Consider the following 18,275-nt stretch of genomic DNA (forward strand, 5'->3'; position numbering starts at 1 on the left):
AACCGCGTGTCGATTCCCGAGGACGGTGAGTCATGGTGGACAGAGCGAACGGGGTGGGGCGGCCGGAGGCCATCCGGAATGTGGTGCTGGTCGGGGGTAGCGGGTCCGGGAAAACGACATTGGTGGAGGCGTTGGCGCTGGCCACCGGGTCGGTGAACCGGGCGGGGCGGGTGGAGGACGGTACCTCGCTGTCGGATTACGACGAGATCGAACAACGTCAGCACCGCTCAGTGCAGTTGTCGGTGGTGCCGGTGCAGTGGGAGGGGGTGAAGATCAACCTGATCGATACACCGGGGTATGCGGATTTCGTCGGCGAACTGCGCGCCGGGTTGCGGGCGGCGGATGCGGCGTTGTTCGTGGTGTCGGCAGCCGAAGGGGTGGAAGGAGTCGCCGGATCGACCCGGGCTCTGTGGGAGGAATGCGCGAGCGTCGGGATGCCGCGGGCCATCGTGCTGACGCATCTGGATACCGCTCGCGCCGACTTCGAGGAGATGACAAGGACCTGTCAGGCGCTGCTCGGCGGCGAATCGGCGGAGAATGTGCTGCCACTGCATCTGCCCGTGTACGGACCCGCCGCCGCCGACGGCCATCGGCCGGCGACCGGATTGATGGAGTTGCTGGAACAGCGGATCGCCGACTATTCGACCGGCCGGCGCACCTGGAAGGAACCCTCCGATGCGGAGCTGGCGATGATCGGACCGGCCAGGGACCGGCTGATCGAGGGCATCATCGCCGAAAGCGAAGACGAAACCCTGATGGAGCGGTACCTCGGCGGCGAGACGATCGAGCTGAGCACGCTGATCAGAGACCTGGAGCGCGCGGTGGTGCGCGGCAGCTTCCACCCCGTTCTGTTCGCGGCGCCCGCCGCCGAGGAGGGGTTACAAGGGCTCGGCACCCTGGAAATGCTCGAGCTGATGACCGCCGGGTTCCCCACCCCCGCCGAACACGAGGTGTCGGCGGTGCATCTGGCGAACGGCTCGAAACCCACTCCCCTGCACTGTGATCCGTCCGGCGAGCTGGCGGCCGAGGTCATCCGGACCTCGTCGGATCCATACGTCGGCCGGGTCTCGCTGGTGCGGGTGTTCTCCGGCACCCTGCACGCCGACGACACCGTGCACATCTGCGGGCACGGCTCGGGCACCGACCACGACGCCGACGAACGCGTCGGCGGGATCACCGCCCCGTTCGGTAAGCAGCAACGCCCGCTGCGCGAGGCCGTCGCCGGTGACATCGCCTATGTCACCAAGCTCGGTCACGCCGAAACCGGCGACACCCTGTCCGGTACCGGCTCGCCGCTGCTGATCGAACCGTGGCAGATGCCGGAACCCCTGCTGCCCATCGCGATTCGCGCGCACAGCAAGGCCGATGAGGACAAGCTGTCGCAGAGCCTGTCGCGGCTGGTGGCCGAGGATCCGGCGATCCGGGTGGAGAACAACGACCGCACCCACCAGCTGGTGCTGTGGTGCCTGGGTGAGGCGCATCGTGACGTCGCGCTGGAACGGTTGCGCACCCGGTTCGGTGTGCAGGTCGATACCGAAGAACACAAGGTCGCGCTGCGGGAAACCTTCGGCGGCAAGGCAACCGGGCGCGGCAGGCATGTGAAGCAGTCCGGCGGGCACGGGCAGTACGCGGTGTGTGAGATCGAGGTCGAGCCGCTGCCGGAGGGATCGGGGATCGAGTTCGTCGACAAGGTGGTCGGCGGGGCGGTGCCCCGGCAGTTCATCAGCTCGGTGGAGAAGGGCGTGCGCGCGCAGGCCGCGCGTGGTGTCGCCACGGGATACCCGCTGGTCGATGTGCGGGTGACGTTGCTCGACGGTAAGGCGCATTCGGTCGATTCCTCCGATGCCGCATTCCAGACCGCCGGTGCGCTCGCGCTGCGCGAGGCGGCGGCAGGCGGCCGGATCGATCTGCTCGAACCGATCGCGGAGGTTCGGGTCAAGGTGCCCGACGACTACCTCGGGGCCGCGCTCACCGACCTCTCGGTGCGCCGCGCTCGCATCCTCGGCACCGAACCGGCCGAGACGGGGCGCACGCTGATCCGCGCGGAGGTTCCCGAACTCGAACTGTCCCGGTATGCGGTGGATCTGCGCTCGCTGACCCACGGCGTCGCGCACTTCAGCCGCGACTACCTACGTCATGACCCGATGCCCGCGCAGCTGGCGGAGCGGGTGCGGAAGGAATCGGTGTCGGCCTGACGCCTCCGCACTCGCTACGGCGTTTCGGTCGATGAACCAGCGCGCCGACAAGCCGCAGGATGTGCCGGCGCACATCGTGCCGAAGGGTCACCGCTCGAGCGATTCGACCGCTGTGATGGCGGTCCCCAATGGGTTGCGGACACGGTGCCCGGGGTGTTTACTTTTCGGCGCTAGGTGCCATCGTTCGCTGAGGCTCCTTCACGGAAACAGGCCGGCGACCCCGAACGTCGAGAGACGCCCCGGGTCAGGACAGGCTTCCCCGGCTTAAGGGGTGGCCCCGACCGGCTCCCACCGCCCGCAGGTGGGTTCACGCCGTGGAGTGCCAAAGGTCTGACGAGGAGTGGTACCCACCGGTGATCGACGCCGGTCCACTCCCTCGGCGCAGGAAGGGAGGTGGATGTCGTGTCCGACGGCAGTCATATACGCCGTGCCATCACACAGTCACCACGCCAGCTTCACCGCCGCGTCCTCGGCTGACTCCGCCGATCCGCCCGCCGGTGCGAGGTGGCGCGCCGAGCGGAAGAGGTTCTGCCATGACCACCTTCGATATGCTGCTGCGTCTCGGGACCGGAGTCGGGCTGGGTGCCCTGATCGGGATCGAACGCCAATACCGTGCCCGCATGGCCGGGCTGCGCACCAACGCGCTGGTCGCCGGCGGTGCGACCCTGTTCGTGCTGTTGTCCGCCCATGGTTTCCACGGTGAGGTCGCCGACCCGACGCGGGTCGCGGCACAGATCGTCTCCGGGATCGGGTTCCTCGGTGCGGGCGTCATCATCCGCGACGGGCTCAACGTGCGCGGGCTCAACACCGCCGCGACCCTGTGGTGCGCCGCCGCCGTCGGGGCGCTCGCCGGGGCGGGCATGTATCTCACCGCCGCGGCCGGAACACTCGCGGTGGTCGGGGTGAACATCGCATTGCGTGCGGCCGGCCGGGCCGTCGATCGCCGGCCGGAGGCCGGAGCCGAACGCCCGGTGCGGTACGTGTTCACCGCTGTCACCGACGACGCCAATGAACCGCAGGTGCGGGCACTACTGGTCCAGTCGTTGACCCGTACCGATTTCCGCCTGGTCGCGGTGGCGAGCGCCAACGGCGAAACCAGCGGTCAGGTGATGGTGCGGGCCGACCTGGTCGGCGATCAGCGTGATGACCGGGAAATGGAGTCGGCGGTGAGCCGGCTGAGCCTCGAACCAGCGGTCACCAGCGTCGGCTGGCGGATCGCCGGGATGGCGTCGGAAGTACCCGCGTGACCTCGCGGCACGCCCGCGGCGACCACGGCGGACACTCTGTTCTGCTCACTCATCGCCCGTCGCGGCGATGAGATCGAGCAGCCCCGGGAACCGCTCGTTGAGATCCTCCGTGCGCAGGCGGCTGCGCCGTTCGAGCCCGTACTGCCGTTGATGGATCACACCGGCCTCGCGCAGGGCCTTGAAGTGGTGGGTGAGGCTCGACTTGGGGCGGTCGAAGCCGAACCAGCCGCACGGATGGTCGAAGTCGTCGGACTCGAGCAGGAGCTTGCGGGCGATAGTCATCCGCAGCGGCTCCGACAGTGCGCCCATGACGCGTTCGAGGCGGATCTCGGCCGCCGCCGGCTCCGGCAGCAGCGGGGGCAGTCGCGGCTACGGCCGAACCGGTCGGATCGAGATGGCACCTCGCGCACGCGGCCTGGGCGGTAACGGCGGTGTTCGCGCTGTCGAACTCCCCGACGCCGCTCTACGTGCACTGGCAGCACGAGATGCGGTCCTCCCCGGCGACGCTCACGGTGGTGTTCGCCGCCTACATCGCGGGCCTGGTGGCCGCGCTTCTCGTCGCCGGGCGGGCAGCGGATAGCTTCGGCCGCAAGCGTGTCGTCATCCCCGGGATCCTGATCGCACTGGTGTCGGCGAGGCTGTTCATGGTCGCCCACACGGTCACGGAGCTGATCGTGGCCAGGCTGCTGGTCGGGGTTGCCGTCGGGATCGTGGTGTCCGCGGGCATGGCCGCGGTGGTGGATCTGGGTGGCGAACAGCGGCGCGGGCAGACGTCGATGCTCGCGTCGATCGCGATGGTCTTCGGTGCCGGACTCGGGCCGCTGCTCGGCGGCGCGATCTATCAGACCGCCGATTCGCCCGTGCTGCCGGTGTTCACGGTGAACATCGCGCTGCTGATCGTGGCGCTGATCGGCTATGTGCGGCTTCCGCTGGCACAGCCCGCGCAGCAACCGCACGCGACCGCATCCGCAGGCACGGCAGGTTTCCCGTGGCCCCGCCTGCCCCGTGTCCCCAACCGGAACCGCATCCATATCGCGAGCGGCGCAGCCGTTTTCGCCCCCGGGCTGACCGCTACGTCTTTCGTGCTGTCGCTCGGGCCGTCACTGCTGATCCTCGCGGTGGGCAATACGTCACCGCTACTGGCGGGCGGAGCGGCGAGCCTGATGTTCCTCGCTGCGACCGGGTCCCAACTCGCGCTCACCCGGTTCACCGTGGAGCGCTTGTTCGCGCTCGGCGCCGCGAGCACAGTATTCGCCATGCTGGCCGTCATCCTGACCGTCCTCACGAAGAGCCCGGCCTTGTTCATCGCCGCCGCCGTCCTCGCCGGCACCGGCCAGGGCCTGGGACAACTGGGCGGCCTGCGTCTCATCGCCCAGCACGTCGAGTCGCAACGGCGCGCCGAAGCCAACGCTGCGCTCAATATCTGCGCATACCTTCCGGCCGCGGTTCTCACCGTTGGCACCGGATACGCGGTCAGCGAATGGGGTATGCCCGCTGCGGCGACGGCACTCGCGGGCGTCCTCGGCACGCTCGGCCTCGCACTGGGATTTGCCGCTCACCAATGGAATTCGCAGGCATGAGCACGCGGAGTCGCGCCCGGCACCGGCCGATCGAGATTCGGGCAGACCGAAGGAGAGAGTTGCCGGTATGCAAAGGCGGCGAACCTGACCCCGGGCTCGGCCGCCGCTCAGAACGCCGTCGGCAGGCACATCGAAACAGCTGCGGGCCCGGGCGGAGAAGCTCGTCACAGAACATGGATCGGCCTCGTCCGGTGCACCCGGACGAGGCCGATCGCACCCATCGCTACGCGGTCGCGCGGCGGATCGTCGCCCACGCCCCACCGGTGCACACCACCGCGAGCGTCGCGGGCAGCAGCACCATGGGGACCACGCGTGGGGTATCGGCGAACCAATGGCCCACCTCGGGCCACCAGCCCTGCCAGGTGATCACGATCGCCGCCAGACCCAGACCCAGCAGTAACGCGAGCAGAAAGGTGTACACACCGGAGACTCGCCAGCGCTGATAGAGCGCGCCGATCAGCAGACCCGCGCCGGCGATCAGCGCGAGGATCGCCAGATAGGTGCCGAGCTGGAGCACGGGATTGCCGGTGAACTGGCCTGGGACATCGAACATCACCATGTTCACGCCCCAGCCGTCGGTGGATTCCTCGATCAGCCCGAGCCCCCACAACACCACCCCGGTGCCGAGGATCTGCGCGGCGGCAACGAGCAGGGTCGCGGCGAAATAGTCACGCCGGGTGACGCTCATGCCCAGCGCGAACGGGAAGGTCTGGGTCATGGCGGTCAGATAGAACGCGAGCACGATGCCGAAGGCGGCCGAGACGCTGCCGGTGACATTGCCTTCCTCGGCGTCGAGCAGCAAGAAGATCACCCACGGAATCAGGAACGCCACCAGCAGGATCCCGGCAGGCCACGCGATCAGCACCGGCCAGGCGACGGTGTGGATCCGCGATACGGAGACGGCTCGGCGCAGCATTACTGATCCTTTCCGCGCAGGTTGGTGGTTTCGACGATGAGCTGCTGCAACGAGACCGGCTCGACCAGCAGCCCCAGCGATTTGGCGTGCGCGATGTCATCGGCCCTGCGGTCGGTCCGCAGCATCACCCTGGCCTGGTTGCCGAGCGATTCGCGGCGCAGTTCGGGGCGTCCGGCAAGCAATGAGTCGACGTCGGCGAGGGGGCCGGACACAGTCATGGCGGTGTCGCGTAGATCGTCGGCGGGGGCGTCGACCACGAGTCGGCCCTTGTCGATCAACAGCACATGCTCGAGCAGGTCGGCGACCTCGTCGATGAGATGGGTGGACAGCACCACGGTGCGTGGGTGTTCGGCGTAATCGGCGAGCAGCCGGTCGTAGAACAGCTGGCGGGCGACGGCGTCGAGGCCGAGATACGGCTCGTCGAAGAACGTCAGCGGGGCGCGAGATGCGAGGCCTATGGTGACCCCGAGCGCGGAGGTCATGCCGCGGGAGAGCTTCTTGACCTTGCGGTCGGTCGGTAGATCGAAGTCGCGCAACAATTCTCGCGCGAAATCCTCATCCCAATCCCGCAGCAGATGACGGGCCGCCGAGAGCACATGCTTGACCTTGTAATCGGCCGGATAGGCCTGGCTTTCCTTGATGAAGGAGATTCCGCGCAGCACCTCGGTGTTCTCGTGCGGGGTGTGGCCGAATACCCGCACCTCGCCCGCGGTCTGGAAGGCCTGACCGGTCATCACCTGCATGAGCGTGGTCTTGCCCGCGCCGTTACGGCCCAGCAAACCGTAGATGGTGTTCGCACGCAGGTCGAGGGTGACATCCTCGAGTGCGGTGACGGCACCGAACCGCTTGGTCAGCCCCCGCGTGGATGCGACGACATCGGTGTCGAGCACGGCCGGTTCGATGGTCGCGGCGCTCATCGTGTCCCCTCTCGATGGTCGAGCATGGCTTTCAGTTCGTCGATGCCCATGCCGAGCTTGTCCGCCTCGGCGATCAGCGGGTCGATGAACTGTTCGGCGAACCGTTCCCGTCGGCGCAACCGCAAGGCATTGCGCGCGCCGGCTGTGACGAACATTCCGATCCCTCGCTTCTTGTACAGAATCCCGTCCGCCACCAGCTGATTCAGCCCCTTGGCCGCGGTCGCCGGGTTGATCCGATGGAAGGCGGCGAGCTCGTTCGACGATGGCGCCTGCGACTCCTCGGGCAGCGATCCGTCTACGATCGAGTTCTCGATCATCTCCGCGATCTGCAGAAAGAGCGGCCTGCCGTCTTCGAGCACGATCACCTTCCTCGGTTGAGTGGTTCATTACTCATGTAATGAACCATAGAGGCACGTGCGTCAGAGCGCAAGGCAGGGTCTTCCGTACGGTGTACAAAACCCATAAGGTGGCAGGTGATGTCAGTCCAGCGGAAGGAACCCGACATGTCGGTCGGCGCGGCGGTGAACCCCTACATTCAGCAACTCGGCGGAGGATTCATGTTCTCCAGGGAGGGAAAGGAATACGCGGCAGAAACCGGAGTCGACACCTTCTTCGGCCCCTACACCCGCGGGCGCGGCGGCGTGCTCGGCGACGTGGACGCCGAGGTGGTCACCGCGGCATTCGGATTCTTCCCGGCCCATTCGATTCGCACGGCCTGGGAATCGGTGCAGATGCCCGCCGCGAAAGCCGCGGAACGTTACGCACGCGTCTGCCAGGATTTCGGCCGGCGCAAACTCGCCGGGTTCGAGCAGGCCGGCCGGCTCGCGGAACTGCTCGAAGCCGTTGCCGCGGCCGCGGATCCGGCCGGGGTCCCCCTGTTCGCCGGCTGGCGGGCGATGCCGCTGCCCGCCGACGCCCCGGCGCGCGTGCAGCAGCTCACCCACGTGTTGCGGGAATTGCGCGGCGGCCTGCACCTGATCGCCGTGCGCGCCTCGGGAATCACGCCGCTGCAGGCCGTGCTGATCTCCGGCTCCCCCATCAACGACGGCCCCGGCCAAGCGCGCTGGTACGGCTGGCCGGAGCCGTTCAAGGAGATCACCGACGATATTCGTGCGCGCTGGCAGCGGGCCGAAGCGGTGACCGACGAACTCATCGCGCCCGCGTTCGCGGTGCTCGACGAGGGTGAGCAGGCGGAGCTCACCGAGCTCGTCGCCGCCGCGCACGCCAAGGTTTTCGCGCGGCAGTGAGCGAACGGGGGTAAGTCGCGGTGCCGGCAAAACGGCCGGCACCGGCGCACATATCCTGCGCAGTCAGTCCTAGGCGTTCGCAGCGCATGCTTCGCCGTTCGACCCGGCATGTCTCGACAGCTCACCTGCTGTGACGCAACAGGACTCACGGCAACGCCCGAGAAGTGTCATCACCGCGCGGGCTTGGTGGCGATCAGCAACCCGGTCGCATAGCGGTTCACCCGGAAACGCGGGTCATCAAAACCGGCCGAACGCACGGCGTCGGTGTACCGGCGGATATCGACATCGGCGAACGGGTCGGTGTGGCCGCCCTTGCCGGTCAGGCGCATGATCCGGGTGAACACGATGCGCAACCACGGCGAGGGATGGGCATCGGCGAGCAGGAGGCGGCCGCCGGGACGCAGGACCCGATACATCTCGTCGATGGCCGTGGCACGGTGCCGCTCGGGGATGTGGTGCATGACGAAAGTACAGGTGATGACGTCGAATTCGGCGTCCGCGAAGTCCAGGTGCTGTGCGGCGGAGAGCCGGTAGTGGTGGTTGGGCGCCGGATCATGGGTGCGGTTGTGCTCGATGGCCGTGCGGGAGGGGTCGACGCCGGTGACCGATCCGGTCGGCCCGACGAGCTCCCCGAGCGCACGCACCAGTTTTCCCGGACCGCAACCGATGTCGAGCGCATGGCTGCCGGGTGTGGCTCCGCTGGCTGCGGCCAGTTCACGGATGAGTTCTCGGTGGCGACCGAGAAAGAACGCGGCAGTGAACATGTTGTAGCGGCGGAGATCGGCGATGACGAGGCCGGTCTCCGCCTCGTCGACGAACATGGCACCGGTGGACCGTGTGTTTCCTGACATGAACCCATGGTCGGAATTTCCTCCCGCCACGACCAGAATCACAATGCGCGGATCTGTCCGTTTCCGCACAGAAGCCCCGAATCCGTCTATCGGCGAACGAGCCGGGCGGGCTCATTCGCCGATGGACCTCATCTACTGCGTGGCAGCGAGGAATGCGACTACGGGTGGCACCTCAAAGCCACCGCGTATCAGGGGTCTCCTCTGGACCGCCTTCGTGTGCCGGTGTCACACCGTCCTGCTCATGACCCTCGGCGGCCGACGAGCGACGCTCGTCGTTCCGGTCATCGAATCGCCCGATCCCGCCTGGTACCCCGGCACCGGGAGAATCGTCGGCTCTGTCGGTCGAGTAGGAACTGGTGGCTCCGAAATCGGCTGGAGACGAACCGCCGAACGTGGGAAGACCGTCGAAATTCGCTATCGGTAGCACAGGTGGTGCGCCGAACCCGCCCGGCGCGGTCACCGCACCAGGCGCGGGCTGCTGCTGAGCCGGCACATCACCCGTGGACCACGGGGTGGGTTGGGGTCGGTCGGCACCCGGATTGTGAGGCGCATCATCCCGGCCGGTCAGCCAGTCGGCCGGATCGAAGCGACCAGCGCCATCGATACCTCGTGTGACGGTATCCGTGATCTGGGAAACCATGTCCCCCATATCGCCCCGGTTTCCGGGCAGACCGTGATCGTCCAGACTCGGAAGCAACCCATCGATACCGGGAAGAACGCTGTCCAGACCGGGAAGCGGACCATCGAGATCCGGCAGGAGACCTTCGCCGAACCCAGAACCCGGCAGCCCTCCCTCACCCAGCCCCGGCAGATCGGGGCGAGGCAAGACGCTTCCCCCGTTCGGAGGCACCTGCGGCGTCTGCACCGGGGGTGATGTCGGCTGGGGTGGCGCGGTCACCTGCGCTGGTGGCGTTGTCGGTGTAGGTGGAGCTGTGGGTGTGGTCGGTGTCGGGGTTGGAGTTCCCGGAGTGGTCGGTGTCGGGGTCGGAGTTCCCGGAGTCGTCGGTGTCGGGGTCGGAGTTCCCGGAGTCGTCGGTGTCGGGGTCGGAGTTCCCGGAGTCGTCGGTGTCGGGGTCGGAGTTCCCGGAGTCGTCGGTGTCGGGGTCGGAGTTCCCGGAGTCGTCGGCGTGGGGGTCGGAGTTCCCGGAGTCGTCGGCGTCGGGGTTGGAGTCGGAGTCGATCCGTTGCCGCCACCGCTGTTGCCGCCACCGCTGTTGCCGCCGCCACTGTTGCCGCCGCCACTGTTGCCGCCGCCGTTGCCGCCCTTTCCGTCCTCGTCGCCCTTTCCGTCCCCCTTACCGTCGCCGTCGCCCTTTCCGTCCCCCTTACCGTCGCCGTCGCCCTTTCCGTCCCCCTTACCGTCGCCGTCGCCCTTTCCGTCCCCCTTACCGTCGCCGTCGCCTTTCCCGTCCCCCTTACCGTCGCCGTCGCCTTTCCCGTCCCCCTTACCGTCGCCGTCGCCTTTCCCGTCCCCCTTACCGTCGCCGTCGCCCTTACCGTCCTTGGGCGGTTCTTTATGGCCTGCGGCCGACTCGTCGACATAGGCGACGAGCAAATCCGTGCATTTCTGGACCGAACCACTCATGATGCCGTACAGCGGATACTCTTCCAAAATACTTTGGATACCCGCAGCAGTACTGCCCTTCTCGCCTTTGACACCTTTGGACAGTTGCTTGGCGATCGCCTCGTTCGCGGTCTCGACATTGTCGTACATCTTCTTGTAAGTGGCGACATTGTCGTTCGTCAGCTTTTCCGCCAACTTCTTCAGATGCTTGTCGTATTCCTTGAATTCGTCGTACTTCTTGCCGATCTTCTTGTTCACATCCTGGTAGCCCTTGTTGGCCTCTCCCGCCCCCTCCAGAGGCTTCACATAGGAAGTGTCGAAGAATTCGTCCTTCAGGGTGGTACCACCCTTTTTATTCTTGCCCTCGACGAGGAACTTCGGAATCTCCGGGTTCTTCGAGCCCATCTGATGCCCGATGTGCTTCAGCTTCAAGTTCATGAAATCCACCCAGCGGCCGAGCGCCGGCGATGGCTTTTCCCCACCCTTGGGAAGCTTGAACTCGAGTGGGTAGTTCTTCGGACTGGTACCGGCTTTCAGGCCCTGGTGCGGCTTGCCCCATACCGCGATCGTGCCCGTATCGGCTTCGGGATTGTATTTATCCCAGCTTTTCGGGATTCCTCCCTTGATCGCAGCTATCCGACCATCGTTGGTGAGCACGAAGTAGTCCGGCTCATGACCGTCGTCGTTTTCCCAGTCTTTGCCTTCTGAGGCCGGGCCGTCAAATGTCGAGTTGCTGGTTTTCGTTGCCCATACATTGACATCTTCTGTCCTTTCCTGCTTACCCCCCATGCCGTTGAGCTCGGTGGTCTTCTGGCCCACCAGGTTCAGCCGGGTGGCGCCCTGCTGCCCGAACCACCCGCCTTCTTCATCAAACTTTATCCGGGTGCCGTTCTTCCCCTCCGACAACTGGTTGACGATCTTTCCGGTCGAGACCTCTTCGACGACCGCATTACCGTCCTTGACCCCGAAACGGTATTCACCATTCTGGGAGTACAGCCACCGATTCTTGTCTCCTCCGAGCTCGTCGCCTTTAGAGAGGACACCCGCAGTGATGTCGTCCTTTGTCGGCTTGTTACCAGCCACCAGCACAGCCCCTTTTTGCTTATCGCACCAGACCGCTTCGAGTCAGGAGCATTCGATCTATTTCGCGCACCGTGCAGGCACGGGCATGGCGCAGTTACACCTCGGGTCCGGCGCGACGCACCCGGGCGCCACCATCAATATCTTGGCCATCGATACTCACCGCGGTGACATCGAGATAATCGCCGGAGAGATTTCGATCGTCCCCGACGCCGGTATAATTCTTCCTGCGTTCATTTATCGCCTGCATCCACAGGCCGCGCGCCTGGTTGGCCGCCTTCCCGAACATCTCTTCGAAATCGCGCTCCCAGTCGGGATCCCCTTCGGCCTTCGCATAGGCGGGTTCAGCGGCCGCGCGCTCCATGTTGGCCTGTTTGCGCGTCTCGGGCGAACTGTGATGCAGAGCCATCTCGACGAACACTCTCCTCGTGTTGTGCCGGGCTACCGTTCGATGTCATGGCGACCATCCGGGTCACTTCGTCGCAATCAGCAGTCCGAACCGAATTCATCTCTCAATTTCCGTTGGAATTCGGACTCCGTCGGGAGCCCCAACGTGTCGGCGGTGTAGGGCGCCGCTCCGGCCTCCAGTAGTTCCGCGCGGCGGCCGACCTGTGACTTCAGGTAGGCCAAGCGGGCCACCCGCAGGATCTCGCGGGACAACCAGTAGTCGCTGTTCGACCACACTTCGTCGCCGAGGTGCACACCGGCGACCATGCCGCTGCGGTCGCACGCCACACCAACCGAGAAGTCCGGGTTGAACACTTCGTACAGGATGTTCTGCGCAAGGGGTACCGCGCCGGGCTCACCGAGCTCATCCACGTTCGTCATCCAGGTTTCCCACCTGCCGGTCAGTCCGATTCGCCGGGCACTCGCCCGGGAAGCTCGGGCGGCCGCATCTCGTCCACCGCGATCCCATGTTGGCGAATGGCATCCAGGGCGCTTTCGCGGATAGCGGCCATGATGTCGGCCACGAGCTCCTGTGGGTTGGCTGTACTCGCGATGGTTCCCGGAGCTATGTACAGGTCCGTCAGCCGCCCGAGCCCGTCGACCTCCGGGATGACGCGGCCGGACGGCGAGGGGCGGCGGGCACGGATGCCGTCGATCCGTTCGAGCATCGCATCCATGGCGTGGACCGCCGCTCGTCCACCTTCGAGCGCCGCCTCGGTATCGGGATGCATCCCGAGATCCCAGTTCTCCGACACTGTCACCACCCGGGCGGCAGGTGCCCATCGGCGGTCACGCCGCCGCGAGACCGTGACGCCGCCGGTCGTGCGGAGACGTCGCTCGGCCTATGGATCGTTTGCGCAGGCTGGACACCGTCGAGCCCCATCCGCACACCGCCTCCTCCTGCACTGGTATTTCCCCAACTTTTCACACTCGCGCAGGGTTTTTCATCGTTGGGAAGGCCCGGCCGTTGGGACGATGCCGCCGCAACGCAGCATCCACTACGACTGTGCCGATATCGTCGTAGCCTGCCGCCGACGAAAGAATCCAGCATGGCCGAATCCCCCGATCGCCGGGTGCGCCGCACCCGCGATCTGCTGCATCGCGCGTTGATCGAGCTGATGATCGAACGCGGGTATGAGCGGGTGACGGTCACCGACGTGATCGACCGCGCCGATGTCGGCCGGTCCACCTTCTACGCGCATTATCGGGACAAGGACGATCTGCTGGTGGTGAGTTGCACCGAGTTCTTGCGCCGGGAGATCGCGCGAGTGCGCGCGGTGCCCGGGGCGCCGCTGGCCCCGCTGCGCGTGATGTTCCAGCTGGCCGCGGATTATCCGGATGTCTACCAGCCGCTGATCGGCCCGAAGAGCAGCGCGACGGTGCTGCGCGCCTACCAGCAGTCGGTCCGTAGCATCCTGGCCGAACAGCTCGCGGGGCGGCTCGACATGGACGACGGCGAGTTCTCCGACACCGTCGCATTCCTGTCCTGGGGTGTGATCGGGCTGCTCGGATCGGTTATCGATCCGCGGGCGCCGACTCCGCCGTCGACCGCGTGGCGGCGGTTCGAAGCCCTGTGCACGTCAGGTCTGGGCAGCCGCTTGGGACGAACCAGCCTGCGGTGACGTTTTGGAGCGCGCACCGTGCGACGGCACACGCCGGTGCATGGTGCGGCGGCACCTGCCGTCGGGACGCACCCAGACGGCCTCGCCGTCACGAATGGTGAAAACTCCGACCGGGCGCACCCCGGTGCCGAACCGGCCATAGCGGTGCGCGACGGTGATGATCGTGGCGCCGTCGGCGGTCTCGAAGGGTTCACCGTAGATGGGTGTGCCGTCGAGGGCCGCCTGGCCGAGTCGCTCGCCGATCGCCATCGCTTCGATCCCTTCCCGCTGCTCGCCGAGGCCAACACGCGGTTGGCCGATCGGGCGTCTGTTCCCGAGTAGTGTGCGGCACCCGATGCCGCCGCGCACGGCATTCGGTTCAGGACCTCCCGCGTAGGCAGCCGGAACCCGGGTATGCGACCGGCGAGGCGGCAGAAGGTCGCCGGAGGGAACGGAGCTGTTCAGGAGGTTGACATGGGTGCACGTCGAGTGGTCGCGTCCGTCGGGTTCGCGGCCGCCATGACGCTGGCGGGTGCAGGAGTGGCGGCGGCCCAGCCGGCGGCGCCGGAGCCGGAATCGCCGTTGACGCAGTACGTGGAGATGTTGCCGCCGGCGCCGCCGGAGTGCGCGGCCATCTGGGAGCCGATCGAGGATCGGATCGAGGATATGGTGCCGCCGCAGGCCGAACCCGCGTTCGACGCTTTCGACGACTGGTGCGAGGGCCCCACCGACTGAGTGGCGATCAGCGTGCGGTGAGCCGGAGGACCGGGTAGATCCGCTTGGACTTCTTCTGATATTTCCCGATGCGGGGCTCCTCGGCGACGATGCGCTTCCAGGCTTCCTCGCGGTCGGTGCCGTCCAGCGTCTGCGCGATGACGTCGACGGTGCCCTCGCCGGGGAGTTCGATGGAAACCCGCTCGGGATGCGCCGTCAGGTTGGCGTACCAGTCGGGGTTCACGCTGCCGCCGCCGGAGGCCACGATCAGCCTGGCGTCGCCGTCGCCGAACCAGGCGAGGGGCGTCTCGCGCTGCTCCCCGCTGCGGCGGCCGACCGTGTGCAGAATCAGCACATTCATGCCCATCACCTTGCCGCTGCCCTTACGGCGCATCTTCGCGGCGGTGCGGGCGTTCATCTTCTTCTGGAACCACCGCGACAGCGGCCCCGGCGTCCCGGGCTTGCGCTTGCCACCCACCTGCTGATCGCCTGCCATCGCCTGACCTCTCATTCCTCGGCCCCGGACGCCGCGCGGATCCGTGCGCGACGCGAACTTGGTATCACGCTAACCAGCGCCGCCCACGCGCCGCTTCTCGATTCCTGATCGCCTCACCGACGGTTACCCCATCCGAGACAACCGACGCGATGGCGATCCGGCCGCGGGATCGAGGACGGTCTCACTCCCCCAACGGGACGAGCCCTCCCGCACCGAAGGGCGGGAGGGCTCGAAACGTCTTGCGTTACTTCGATTTACACGTCGAAGTAGAGCTCGAACTCGTAGGGGTGCGGGCGCAGGTTCACCGGGGCGATTTCCTGCTCGCGCTTGATGTTGATCCAGGTCTCGATCAGGTCCTCGGTGAAGACGTTGCCTTCGGTGAGGTAGTCGTGATCGGCCTCGAGCCGGTCGATGACCGTGGCCAGGCTGGTGGGGGCCTGCGGGATGTTCTTGGCCTCCTCCGGCGGGAGCTCGTAGAGGTCCTTGTCGACCGGGGCCAGCGGCTCGATCTTGCGCTTGATGCCGTCCAGGCCGGCCATCATCATGGCGGCGAAGGCCAGGTACGGGTTACCCGAGGAGTCCGGCGCGCGGAACTCGATGCGCTTGGCCTTCGGGTTGTTGCCGGTGACCGGGATGCGGACCGCGGCGGAGCGGTTGCGCTGCGAGTACACCAGGTTGATCGGGGCCTCGTAACCCGGGACCAGGCGGTGGTAGGAGTTCACGGTCGGGTTGGTGAACGCCAGCAGCGACGGCGCGTGGTGCAGGATGCCGCCGATGTAGTGGCGGGCCAGATCCGACAGGCCGCCGTAACCGGACTCGTCGTGGAACAGCGGCTTGCCGTCCTTCCACAGCGACTGGTGCACGTGCATGCCCGAGCCGTTGTCACCGAAGAGCGGCTTCGGCATGAAGGTGACGGTCTTGCCTTCCTGCCACGCGGTGTTCTTGACGATGTACTTGAACAGCTGCAGGTCGTCGGCCGCCGAGAGCAGGGTGTTGAACTTGTAGTTGATCTCGGCCTGGCCGGCGGTGCCGACCTCGTGGTGGCCGCGCTCGAGCTCGAAACCGGCCTGCTGCAGGTTGGTCGAGATCTTGTCGCGCAGGTCGACGTAGTGGTCGTACGGCGCGACGGGGAAGTAGCCGCCCTTGTTGCGGACCTTGTAGCCGCGGTTGAGGGTGCCGTCCGGGTTGAACTCCGCGCCGGTGTTCCAGGAACCGGAGACCGACTCGATCTCGTAGAACGCGCCGTTCATGGCCGAGTCGTAACGGATGGAGTCGAAGATGTAGAACTCCGCCTCGGCGCCGAAGTACGCGGTGTCGGCGATACCGGTCGAGCGCAGGTACTCCTCCGCCTTACGCGCGATGTTGCGCGGGTCGCGGGAGTAGGCCTCGCGGGTGAACGGGTCGTGCACGAAGAAGTTCAGGTTCAGCGTCTTGGCGGCGCGGAACGGATCCAGCTGCGCGGTGCTGTAGTCGGGCAGCAGCAGCATGTCCGACTCGTCGATCGACTGGAAACCACGCACGGAGGAACCGTCGAACGCCAGCCCTTCCTCGGCCAGGTCGGCGGTGAACGCCTTCGCCGGGATGGAGAAGTGCTGCTGAACACCGGGAAGATCGCTGAAGCGGATGTCGACGTATTCGACGTCCTCATCGGCGATGTATTTGATGACCTCGTCGGCCGTGCTGAACGTCACTTAGTTCTCCTTACGGATTGTTTCCCAGGCCAGTGTCGATTGCATGGGCGTCGCGACCAGACGGTATGGACGCGGTGTTTCCCGGCAGTCAAGGTTGTGTTTCGCCAGTGTTACACGTGCTACCGAACGGGTGGCATGTGCCACCCATGCTCTGACGGTGACGTCATTCTGCCATTCGTGACCTGGGCCAACGGCGTGAGCACCGGTTATGCGGTCGCGGGTGGCCGACCGCATAGACCTATCCTGGAAGCCATGGCACGCATCACCGGATCCTGGCTCTCCGGACCGACAGCGGATCCGGGCGATCCGGCAACTCCCGAGTTTCGCGGCGAACACATCGGATTGCCGCGCGAGGGCGCGGGCTCTCTGGTGGGCATGGGCCGGCGCATCGCGGCACTGATGGTCGACTGGGTCATTGCGATGGGCATCGCGGCGCTGATCGTGCGGCCGGACCCGCAGCAGATCATCGCCGAGGCGGACGTGCCTGCCGGCAAGCAGCCGCCGACCAACTTCGAGGCCGTGGTGAGCGCGCTGAGCACGCCCACATGGATGGTGTGGGTGGTCGTCGGCATCCTCGCGGTGACCCTGTTCGGGTTCACACCCGGCCAGTACTTCCTTCGACTACGCGTGATCCGCGTCGACGCCCCGGTGCGGGTGGGCTTCGTGCGCGCCCTCGGCAGGCAACTGCTGCTCATCTTCGTGGTGCCCGCGCTGTTCACCGATGCCGACGGGCGCGGTATGCACGATCGGGCGACGGGTACGGCGGTCGTGCGTTCGCGCTGACCTCCCGTCCGGAGTCGGTGGTGCTGTTCGGCGGTGCCGCGGCGTTGTGGGCGGTGGGCCTGCCGCAGTGGGGGCTGGGGTTCGCCGCGACCCTGGTGATCTATCACGTCATCGCGTATGACCGGATTCGTTGGCTGAGCACCCCGCTACGCCAAGGGCCGGTGCCCGCGATCCGGACACCGGCCCTTGCCGAGAATTGTGGGCTCAGCGGCGCCGGATGGTGCGCTGCACGCCGCGCATCTTCGCGCCCGCCGGCATCGGGCCCTTCGGCAGGGCCGGGCCGCTGCGGGCGCTGAGGGCGGCGAGGCGGCCTTCGATGAGGTCGATGCGCTTGGCGTCGATATTGCGGGGCAGCTTGGTGAGGTAGCGCTGGAGTTCCTTGAGCGGAACCTGGCCCTCCTCGTTGCCGACGATGACGTCGTAGATCGGGGTGTCGCCGACGAGGCGGGCGGTGCGCTTCTTCTCCTGCGCCAGCAGCGACTTCAACCGTTGCGGCGAGCCCTCGGCGACGAAGATCACCCCGGGTAGGCCGACCACGCGATGCACCGCATCGAGCTGGGTGGTGGCGGCGACGCCGTTGCTGACCCGCCATTTGCCCTGCAGGTTGTCCAGCACCCAGGCCGCCGCACCCGCCTGACCTTCGGCTTTGCTGTACACCGACCGCTGCACCCGGCGACCGAAGATGATGAACGCGACGAGCACACCGAGCAGGATGCCCAGCGGCAGCAGGAACCATTGCAGGCCGAAGATCAGCCCGATCAGGAAGAACACCACGGTGATGCCGACCAGCGCGCCGATCATCAGCGGCAACAGCAGCTTGTCTTCCTTGCGCTGCATCTGGAAGGCCTGCCACAGCTGCTGGCGGCGCTCCTTCGACTGCTGTTTGCGGGCCGCTTTCGCCGCGGCCTTCGCTTCCTTGGTGGGCTTACCTGCTGGCATGTCTCTC

At 66.6% G+C, this 18,275-nt stretch carries 20 protein-coding genes and 1 riboswitch; of the genes, 7 read left to right on the forward strand and 13 right to left on the reverse strand.

The features are described 5' to 3' along the window. Positions 1-32: 32 nt before the first annotated feature. Together AC5W7N_RS23750 and AC5W7N_RS23755 are read left to right on the forward strand one after the other, a co-directional pair. A complete protein-coding gene (locus tag AC5W7N_RS23750) occupies positions 33-2,195 on the forward strand; it encodes an elongation factor G-like protein EF-G2 (protein WP_195007262.1) in 2,163 nt (720 codons plus the stop codon). Between the two features lie 172 nt (positions 2,196-2,367). Then, positions 2,368-2,544: riboswitch (M-box (ykoK) riboswitch) on the forward strand. A 184-nt stretch (positions 2,545-2,728) separates the two neighbouring features. After that, positions 2,729-3,442, forward strand: a complete 714-nt coding sequence (locus tag AC5W7N_RS23755) for an MgtC/SapB family protein (RefSeq protein WP_163815732.1) — start codon at positions 2,729-2,731, stop codon at positions 3,440-3,442. Positions 3,443-3,487: 45 nt separating this feature from the next. Here AC5W7N_RS23755 and AC5W7N_RS23760 read toward each other — a convergent pair whose 3' ends face one another. Then, positions 3,488-3,751 (reverse strand): ArsR/SmtB family transcription factor, encoded by a 264-nt coding sequence (locus AC5W7N_RS23760; protein WP_490725001.1) that lies wholly within the window; start codon positions 3,749-3,751, stop codon positions 3,488-3,490. 122 nt (positions 3,752-3,873) lie between these two features. Here AC5W7N_RS23760 and AC5W7N_RS23765 point away from each other — a divergent pair, with 122 nt between their 5' ends. After that, positions 3,874-5,022, forward strand: a complete 1,149-nt coding sequence (locus AC5W7N_RS23765; RefSeq protein ID WP_495922195.1) for an MFS transporter — start codon at positions 3,874-3,876, stop codon at positions 5,020-5,022. A gap of 223 nt (positions 5,023-5,245) precedes the next feature. Here the strand turns inward: AC5W7N_RS23765 and AC5W7N_RS23770 are convergent, their stop codons facing one another. The 3 genes from AC5W7N_RS23770 to AC5W7N_RS23780 are packed head-to-tail and all read right to left on the reverse strand — an operon-like array spanning position 5,246 to position 7,214. Beyond that, positions 5,246-5,938, reverse strand: a complete 693-nt coding sequence (locus AC5W7N_RS23770; RefSeq protein WP_163815739.1) for an ABC transporter permease — start codon at positions 5,936-5,938, stop codon at positions 5,246-5,248. Beyond that, positions 5,938-6,855, reverse strand: coding sequence for an ABC transporter ATP-binding protein (locus tag AC5W7N_RS23775; protein ID WP_163815741.1), 918 nt, complete (start codon positions 6,853-6,855; stop codon positions 5,938-5,940). Before AC5W7N_RS23775 ends, AC5W7N_RS23770 begins: the two co-directional genes overlap by 1 nt. Beyond that, complete coding sequence (locus AC5W7N_RS23780) at positions 6,852-7,214, reverse strand: GntR family transcriptional regulator (protein ID WP_036532330.1); 363 nt, start codon at positions 7,212-7,214, stop codon at positions 6,852-6,854. Before AC5W7N_RS23780 ends, AC5W7N_RS23775 begins: the two co-directional genes overlap by 4 nt. 144 nt (positions 7,215-7,358) lie before the next feature. Here AC5W7N_RS23780 and AC5W7N_RS23785 point away from each other — a divergent pair, with 144 nt between their 5' ends. Next, positions 7,359-8,102, forward strand: a complete 744-nt coding sequence (locus AC5W7N_RS23785; protein WP_495924190.1) for an SCO6745 family protein — start codon at positions 7,359-7,361, stop codon at positions 8,100-8,102. Positions 8,103-8,272: 170 nt separating this feature from the next. On the opposite strand, the gene AC5W7N_RS23790 is transcribed toward AC5W7N_RS23785, so the two are convergent. The 5 genes from AC5W7N_RS23790 to AC5W7N_RS23810 all read right to left on the reverse strand — a co-directional run bounded on the left by AC5W7N_RS23790 (position 8,273) and on the right by AC5W7N_RS23810 (position 12,799). After that, a complete protein-coding gene (locus tag AC5W7N_RS23790; RefSeq protein ID WP_495922197.1) occupies positions 8,273-8,953 on the reverse strand; it encodes a class I SAM-dependent methyltransferase in 681 nt (226 codons plus the stop codon). A gap of 172 nt (positions 8,954-9,125) precedes the next feature. Next, complete coding sequence (locus tag AC5W7N_RS23795) at positions 9,126-11,600, reverse strand: hypothetical protein (RefSeq protein WP_495922199.1); 2,475 nt, start codon at positions 11,598-11,600, stop codon at positions 9,126-9,128. Positions 11,601-11,694: 94 nt separating this feature from the next. After that, positions 11,695-12,018, reverse strand: a complete 324-nt coding sequence (locus tag AC5W7N_RS23800; protein WP_163814213.1) for a hypothetical protein — start codon at positions 12,016-12,018, stop codon at positions 11,695-11,697. 65 nt (positions 12,019-12,083) lie between these two features. Continuing rightward, positions 12,084-12,425, reverse strand: a complete 342-nt coding sequence (locus AC5W7N_RS23805) for a hypothetical protein (RefSeq protein WP_163814212.1) — start codon at positions 12,423-12,425, stop codon at positions 12,084-12,086. 20 nt (positions 12,426-12,445) lie between these two features. After that, on the reverse strand, positions 12,446-12,799 hold the full coding sequence (locus AC5W7N_RS23810) for a hypothetical protein (RefSeq protein ID WP_280211896.1): 354 nt from the start codon (positions 12,797-12,799) through the stop codon (positions 12,446-12,448). Between the two features lie 294 nt (positions 12,800-13,093). Here AC5W7N_RS23810 and AC5W7N_RS23815 point away from each other — a divergent pair, with 294 nt between their 5' ends. Beyond that, positions 13,094-13,666, forward strand: a complete 573-nt coding sequence (locus AC5W7N_RS23815; RefSeq protein WP_195021129.1) for a TetR/AcrR family transcriptional regulator — start codon at positions 13,094-13,096, stop codon at positions 13,664-13,666. Here AC5W7N_RS23815 and AC5W7N_RS23820 read toward each other — a convergent pair. Then, positions 13,625-13,915, reverse strand: coding sequence for a hypothetical protein (locus AC5W7N_RS23820; RefSeq protein WP_194991079.1), 291 nt, complete (start codon positions 13,913-13,915; stop codon positions 13,625-13,627). The genes AC5W7N_RS23815 and AC5W7N_RS23820 overlap by 42 nt on opposite strands. Positions 13,916-14,119: 204 nt before the next feature. Here AC5W7N_RS23820 and AC5W7N_RS23825 point away from each other — a divergent pair, with 204 nt between their 5' ends. Continuing rightward, positions 14,120-14,380: a hypothetical protein gene (locus tag AC5W7N_RS23825; protein WP_495922202.1), complete on the forward strand. Its 261-nt coding sequence runs from the start codon at positions 14,120-14,122 to the stop codon at positions 14,378-14,380. 7 nt (positions 14,381-14,387) lie between these two features. Here AC5W7N_RS23825 and AC5W7N_RS23830 read toward each other — a convergent pair whose 3' ends face one another. Both AC5W7N_RS23830 and glnA read right to left on the reverse strand, forming a co-directional pair. After that, on the reverse strand, positions 14,388-14,855 hold the full coding sequence (locus AC5W7N_RS23830) for a nitroreductase/quinone reductase family protein (RefSeq protein ID WP_495922204.1): 468 nt from the start codon (positions 14,853-14,855) through the stop codon (positions 14,388-14,390). A 254-nt stretch (positions 14,856-15,109) separates the two neighbouring features. Continuing rightward, positions 15,110-16,546, reverse strand: a complete 1,437-nt coding sequence (gene glnA, locus AC5W7N_RS23835; protein WP_163814206.1) for a type I glutamate--ammonia ligase — start codon at positions 16,544-16,546, stop codon at positions 15,110-15,112. Positions 16,547-16,798: 252 nt separating this feature from the next. Here glnA and AC5W7N_RS23840 point away from each other — a divergent pair, with 252 nt between their 5' ends. Further along, positions 16,799-17,329: an RDD family protein gene (locus AC5W7N_RS23840; protein ID WP_163814205.1), complete on the forward strand. Its 531-nt coding sequence runs from the start codon at positions 16,799-16,801 to the stop codon at positions 17,327-17,329. 204 nt (positions 17,330-17,533) lie between these two features. On the opposite strand, the gene AC5W7N_RS23845 is transcribed toward AC5W7N_RS23840, so the two are convergent. Beyond that, positions 17,534-18,268: a DUF4191 domain-containing protein gene (locus tag AC5W7N_RS23845; protein ID WP_163814204.1), complete on the reverse strand. Its 735-nt coding sequence runs from the start codon at positions 18,266-18,268 to the stop codon at positions 17,534-17,536. Positions 18,269-18,275: the final 7 nt, after the last annotated feature.

The sequence above is a fragment of the Nocardia sp. CDC519 genome, from assembly GCF_059509835.1.

Excerpts from the sequence above, each read along its gene's own strand:
- AC5W7N_RS23750 (WP_195007262.1), top strand. The coding sequence starts at position 33 with ATGGTGGACAGAGCGAACGGGGTGGGGCGGCCGGAGGCCATCCGGAAT.
- AC5W7N_RS23755 (WP_163815732.1), top strand. The coding sequence starts at position 2,729 with ATGACCACCTTCGATATGCTGCTGCGTCTCGGGACCGGAGTCGGGCTG.
- AC5W7N_RS23760 (WP_490725001.1), bottom strand. The coding sequence starts at position 3,751 with ATGGGCGCACTGTCGGAGCCGCTGCGGATGACTATCGCCCGCAAGCTC.
- AC5W7N_RS23770 (WP_163815739.1), bottom strand. The coding sequence starts at position 5,938 with ATGCTGCGCCGAGCCGTCTCCGTATCGCGGATCCACACCGTCGCCTGG.
- AC5W7N_RS23775 (WP_163815741.1), bottom strand. The coding sequence starts at position 6,855 with ATGAGCGCCGCGACCATCGAACCGGCCGTGCTCGACACCGATGTCGTC.
- AC5W7N_RS23785 (WP_495924190.1), top strand. The coding sequence starts at position 7,359 with ATGTCGGTCGGCGCGGCGGTGAACCCCTACATTCAGCAACTCGGCGGA.
- AC5W7N_RS23790 (WP_495922197.1), bottom strand. The coding sequence starts at position 8,953 with ATGTCAGGAAACACACGGTCCACCGGTGCCATGTTCGTCGACGAGGCG.
- AC5W7N_RS23805 (WP_163814212.1), bottom strand. The coding sequence starts at position 12,425 with ATGACGAACGTGGATGAGCTCGGTGAGCCCGGCGCGGTACCCCTTGCG.
- AC5W7N_RS23815 (WP_195021129.1), top strand. The coding sequence starts at position 13,094 with ATGGCCGAATCCCCCGATCGCCGGGTGCGCCGCACCCGCGATCTGCTG.
- AC5W7N_RS23820 (WP_194991079.1), bottom strand. The coding sequence starts at position 13,915 with ATGGCGATCGGCGAGCGACTCGGCCAGGCGGCCCTCGACGGCACACCC.
- AC5W7N_RS23825 (WP_495922202.1), top strand. The coding sequence starts at position 14,120 with ATGGGTGCACGTCGAGTGGTCGCGTCCGTCGGGTTCGCGGCCGCCATG.
- AC5W7N_RS23830 (WP_495922204.1), bottom strand. The coding sequence starts at position 14,855 with ATGGCAGGCGATCAGCAGGTGGGTGGCAAGCGCAAGCCCGGGACGCCG.
- AC5W7N_RS23840 (WP_163814205.1), top strand. The coding sequence starts at position 16,799 with ATGGCACGCATCACCGGATCCTGGCTCTCCGGACCGACAGCGGATCCG.
- AC5W7N_RS23845 (WP_163814204.1), bottom strand. The coding sequence starts at position 18,268 with ATGCCAGCAGGTAAGCCCACCAAGGAAGCGAAGGCCGCGGCGAAAGCG.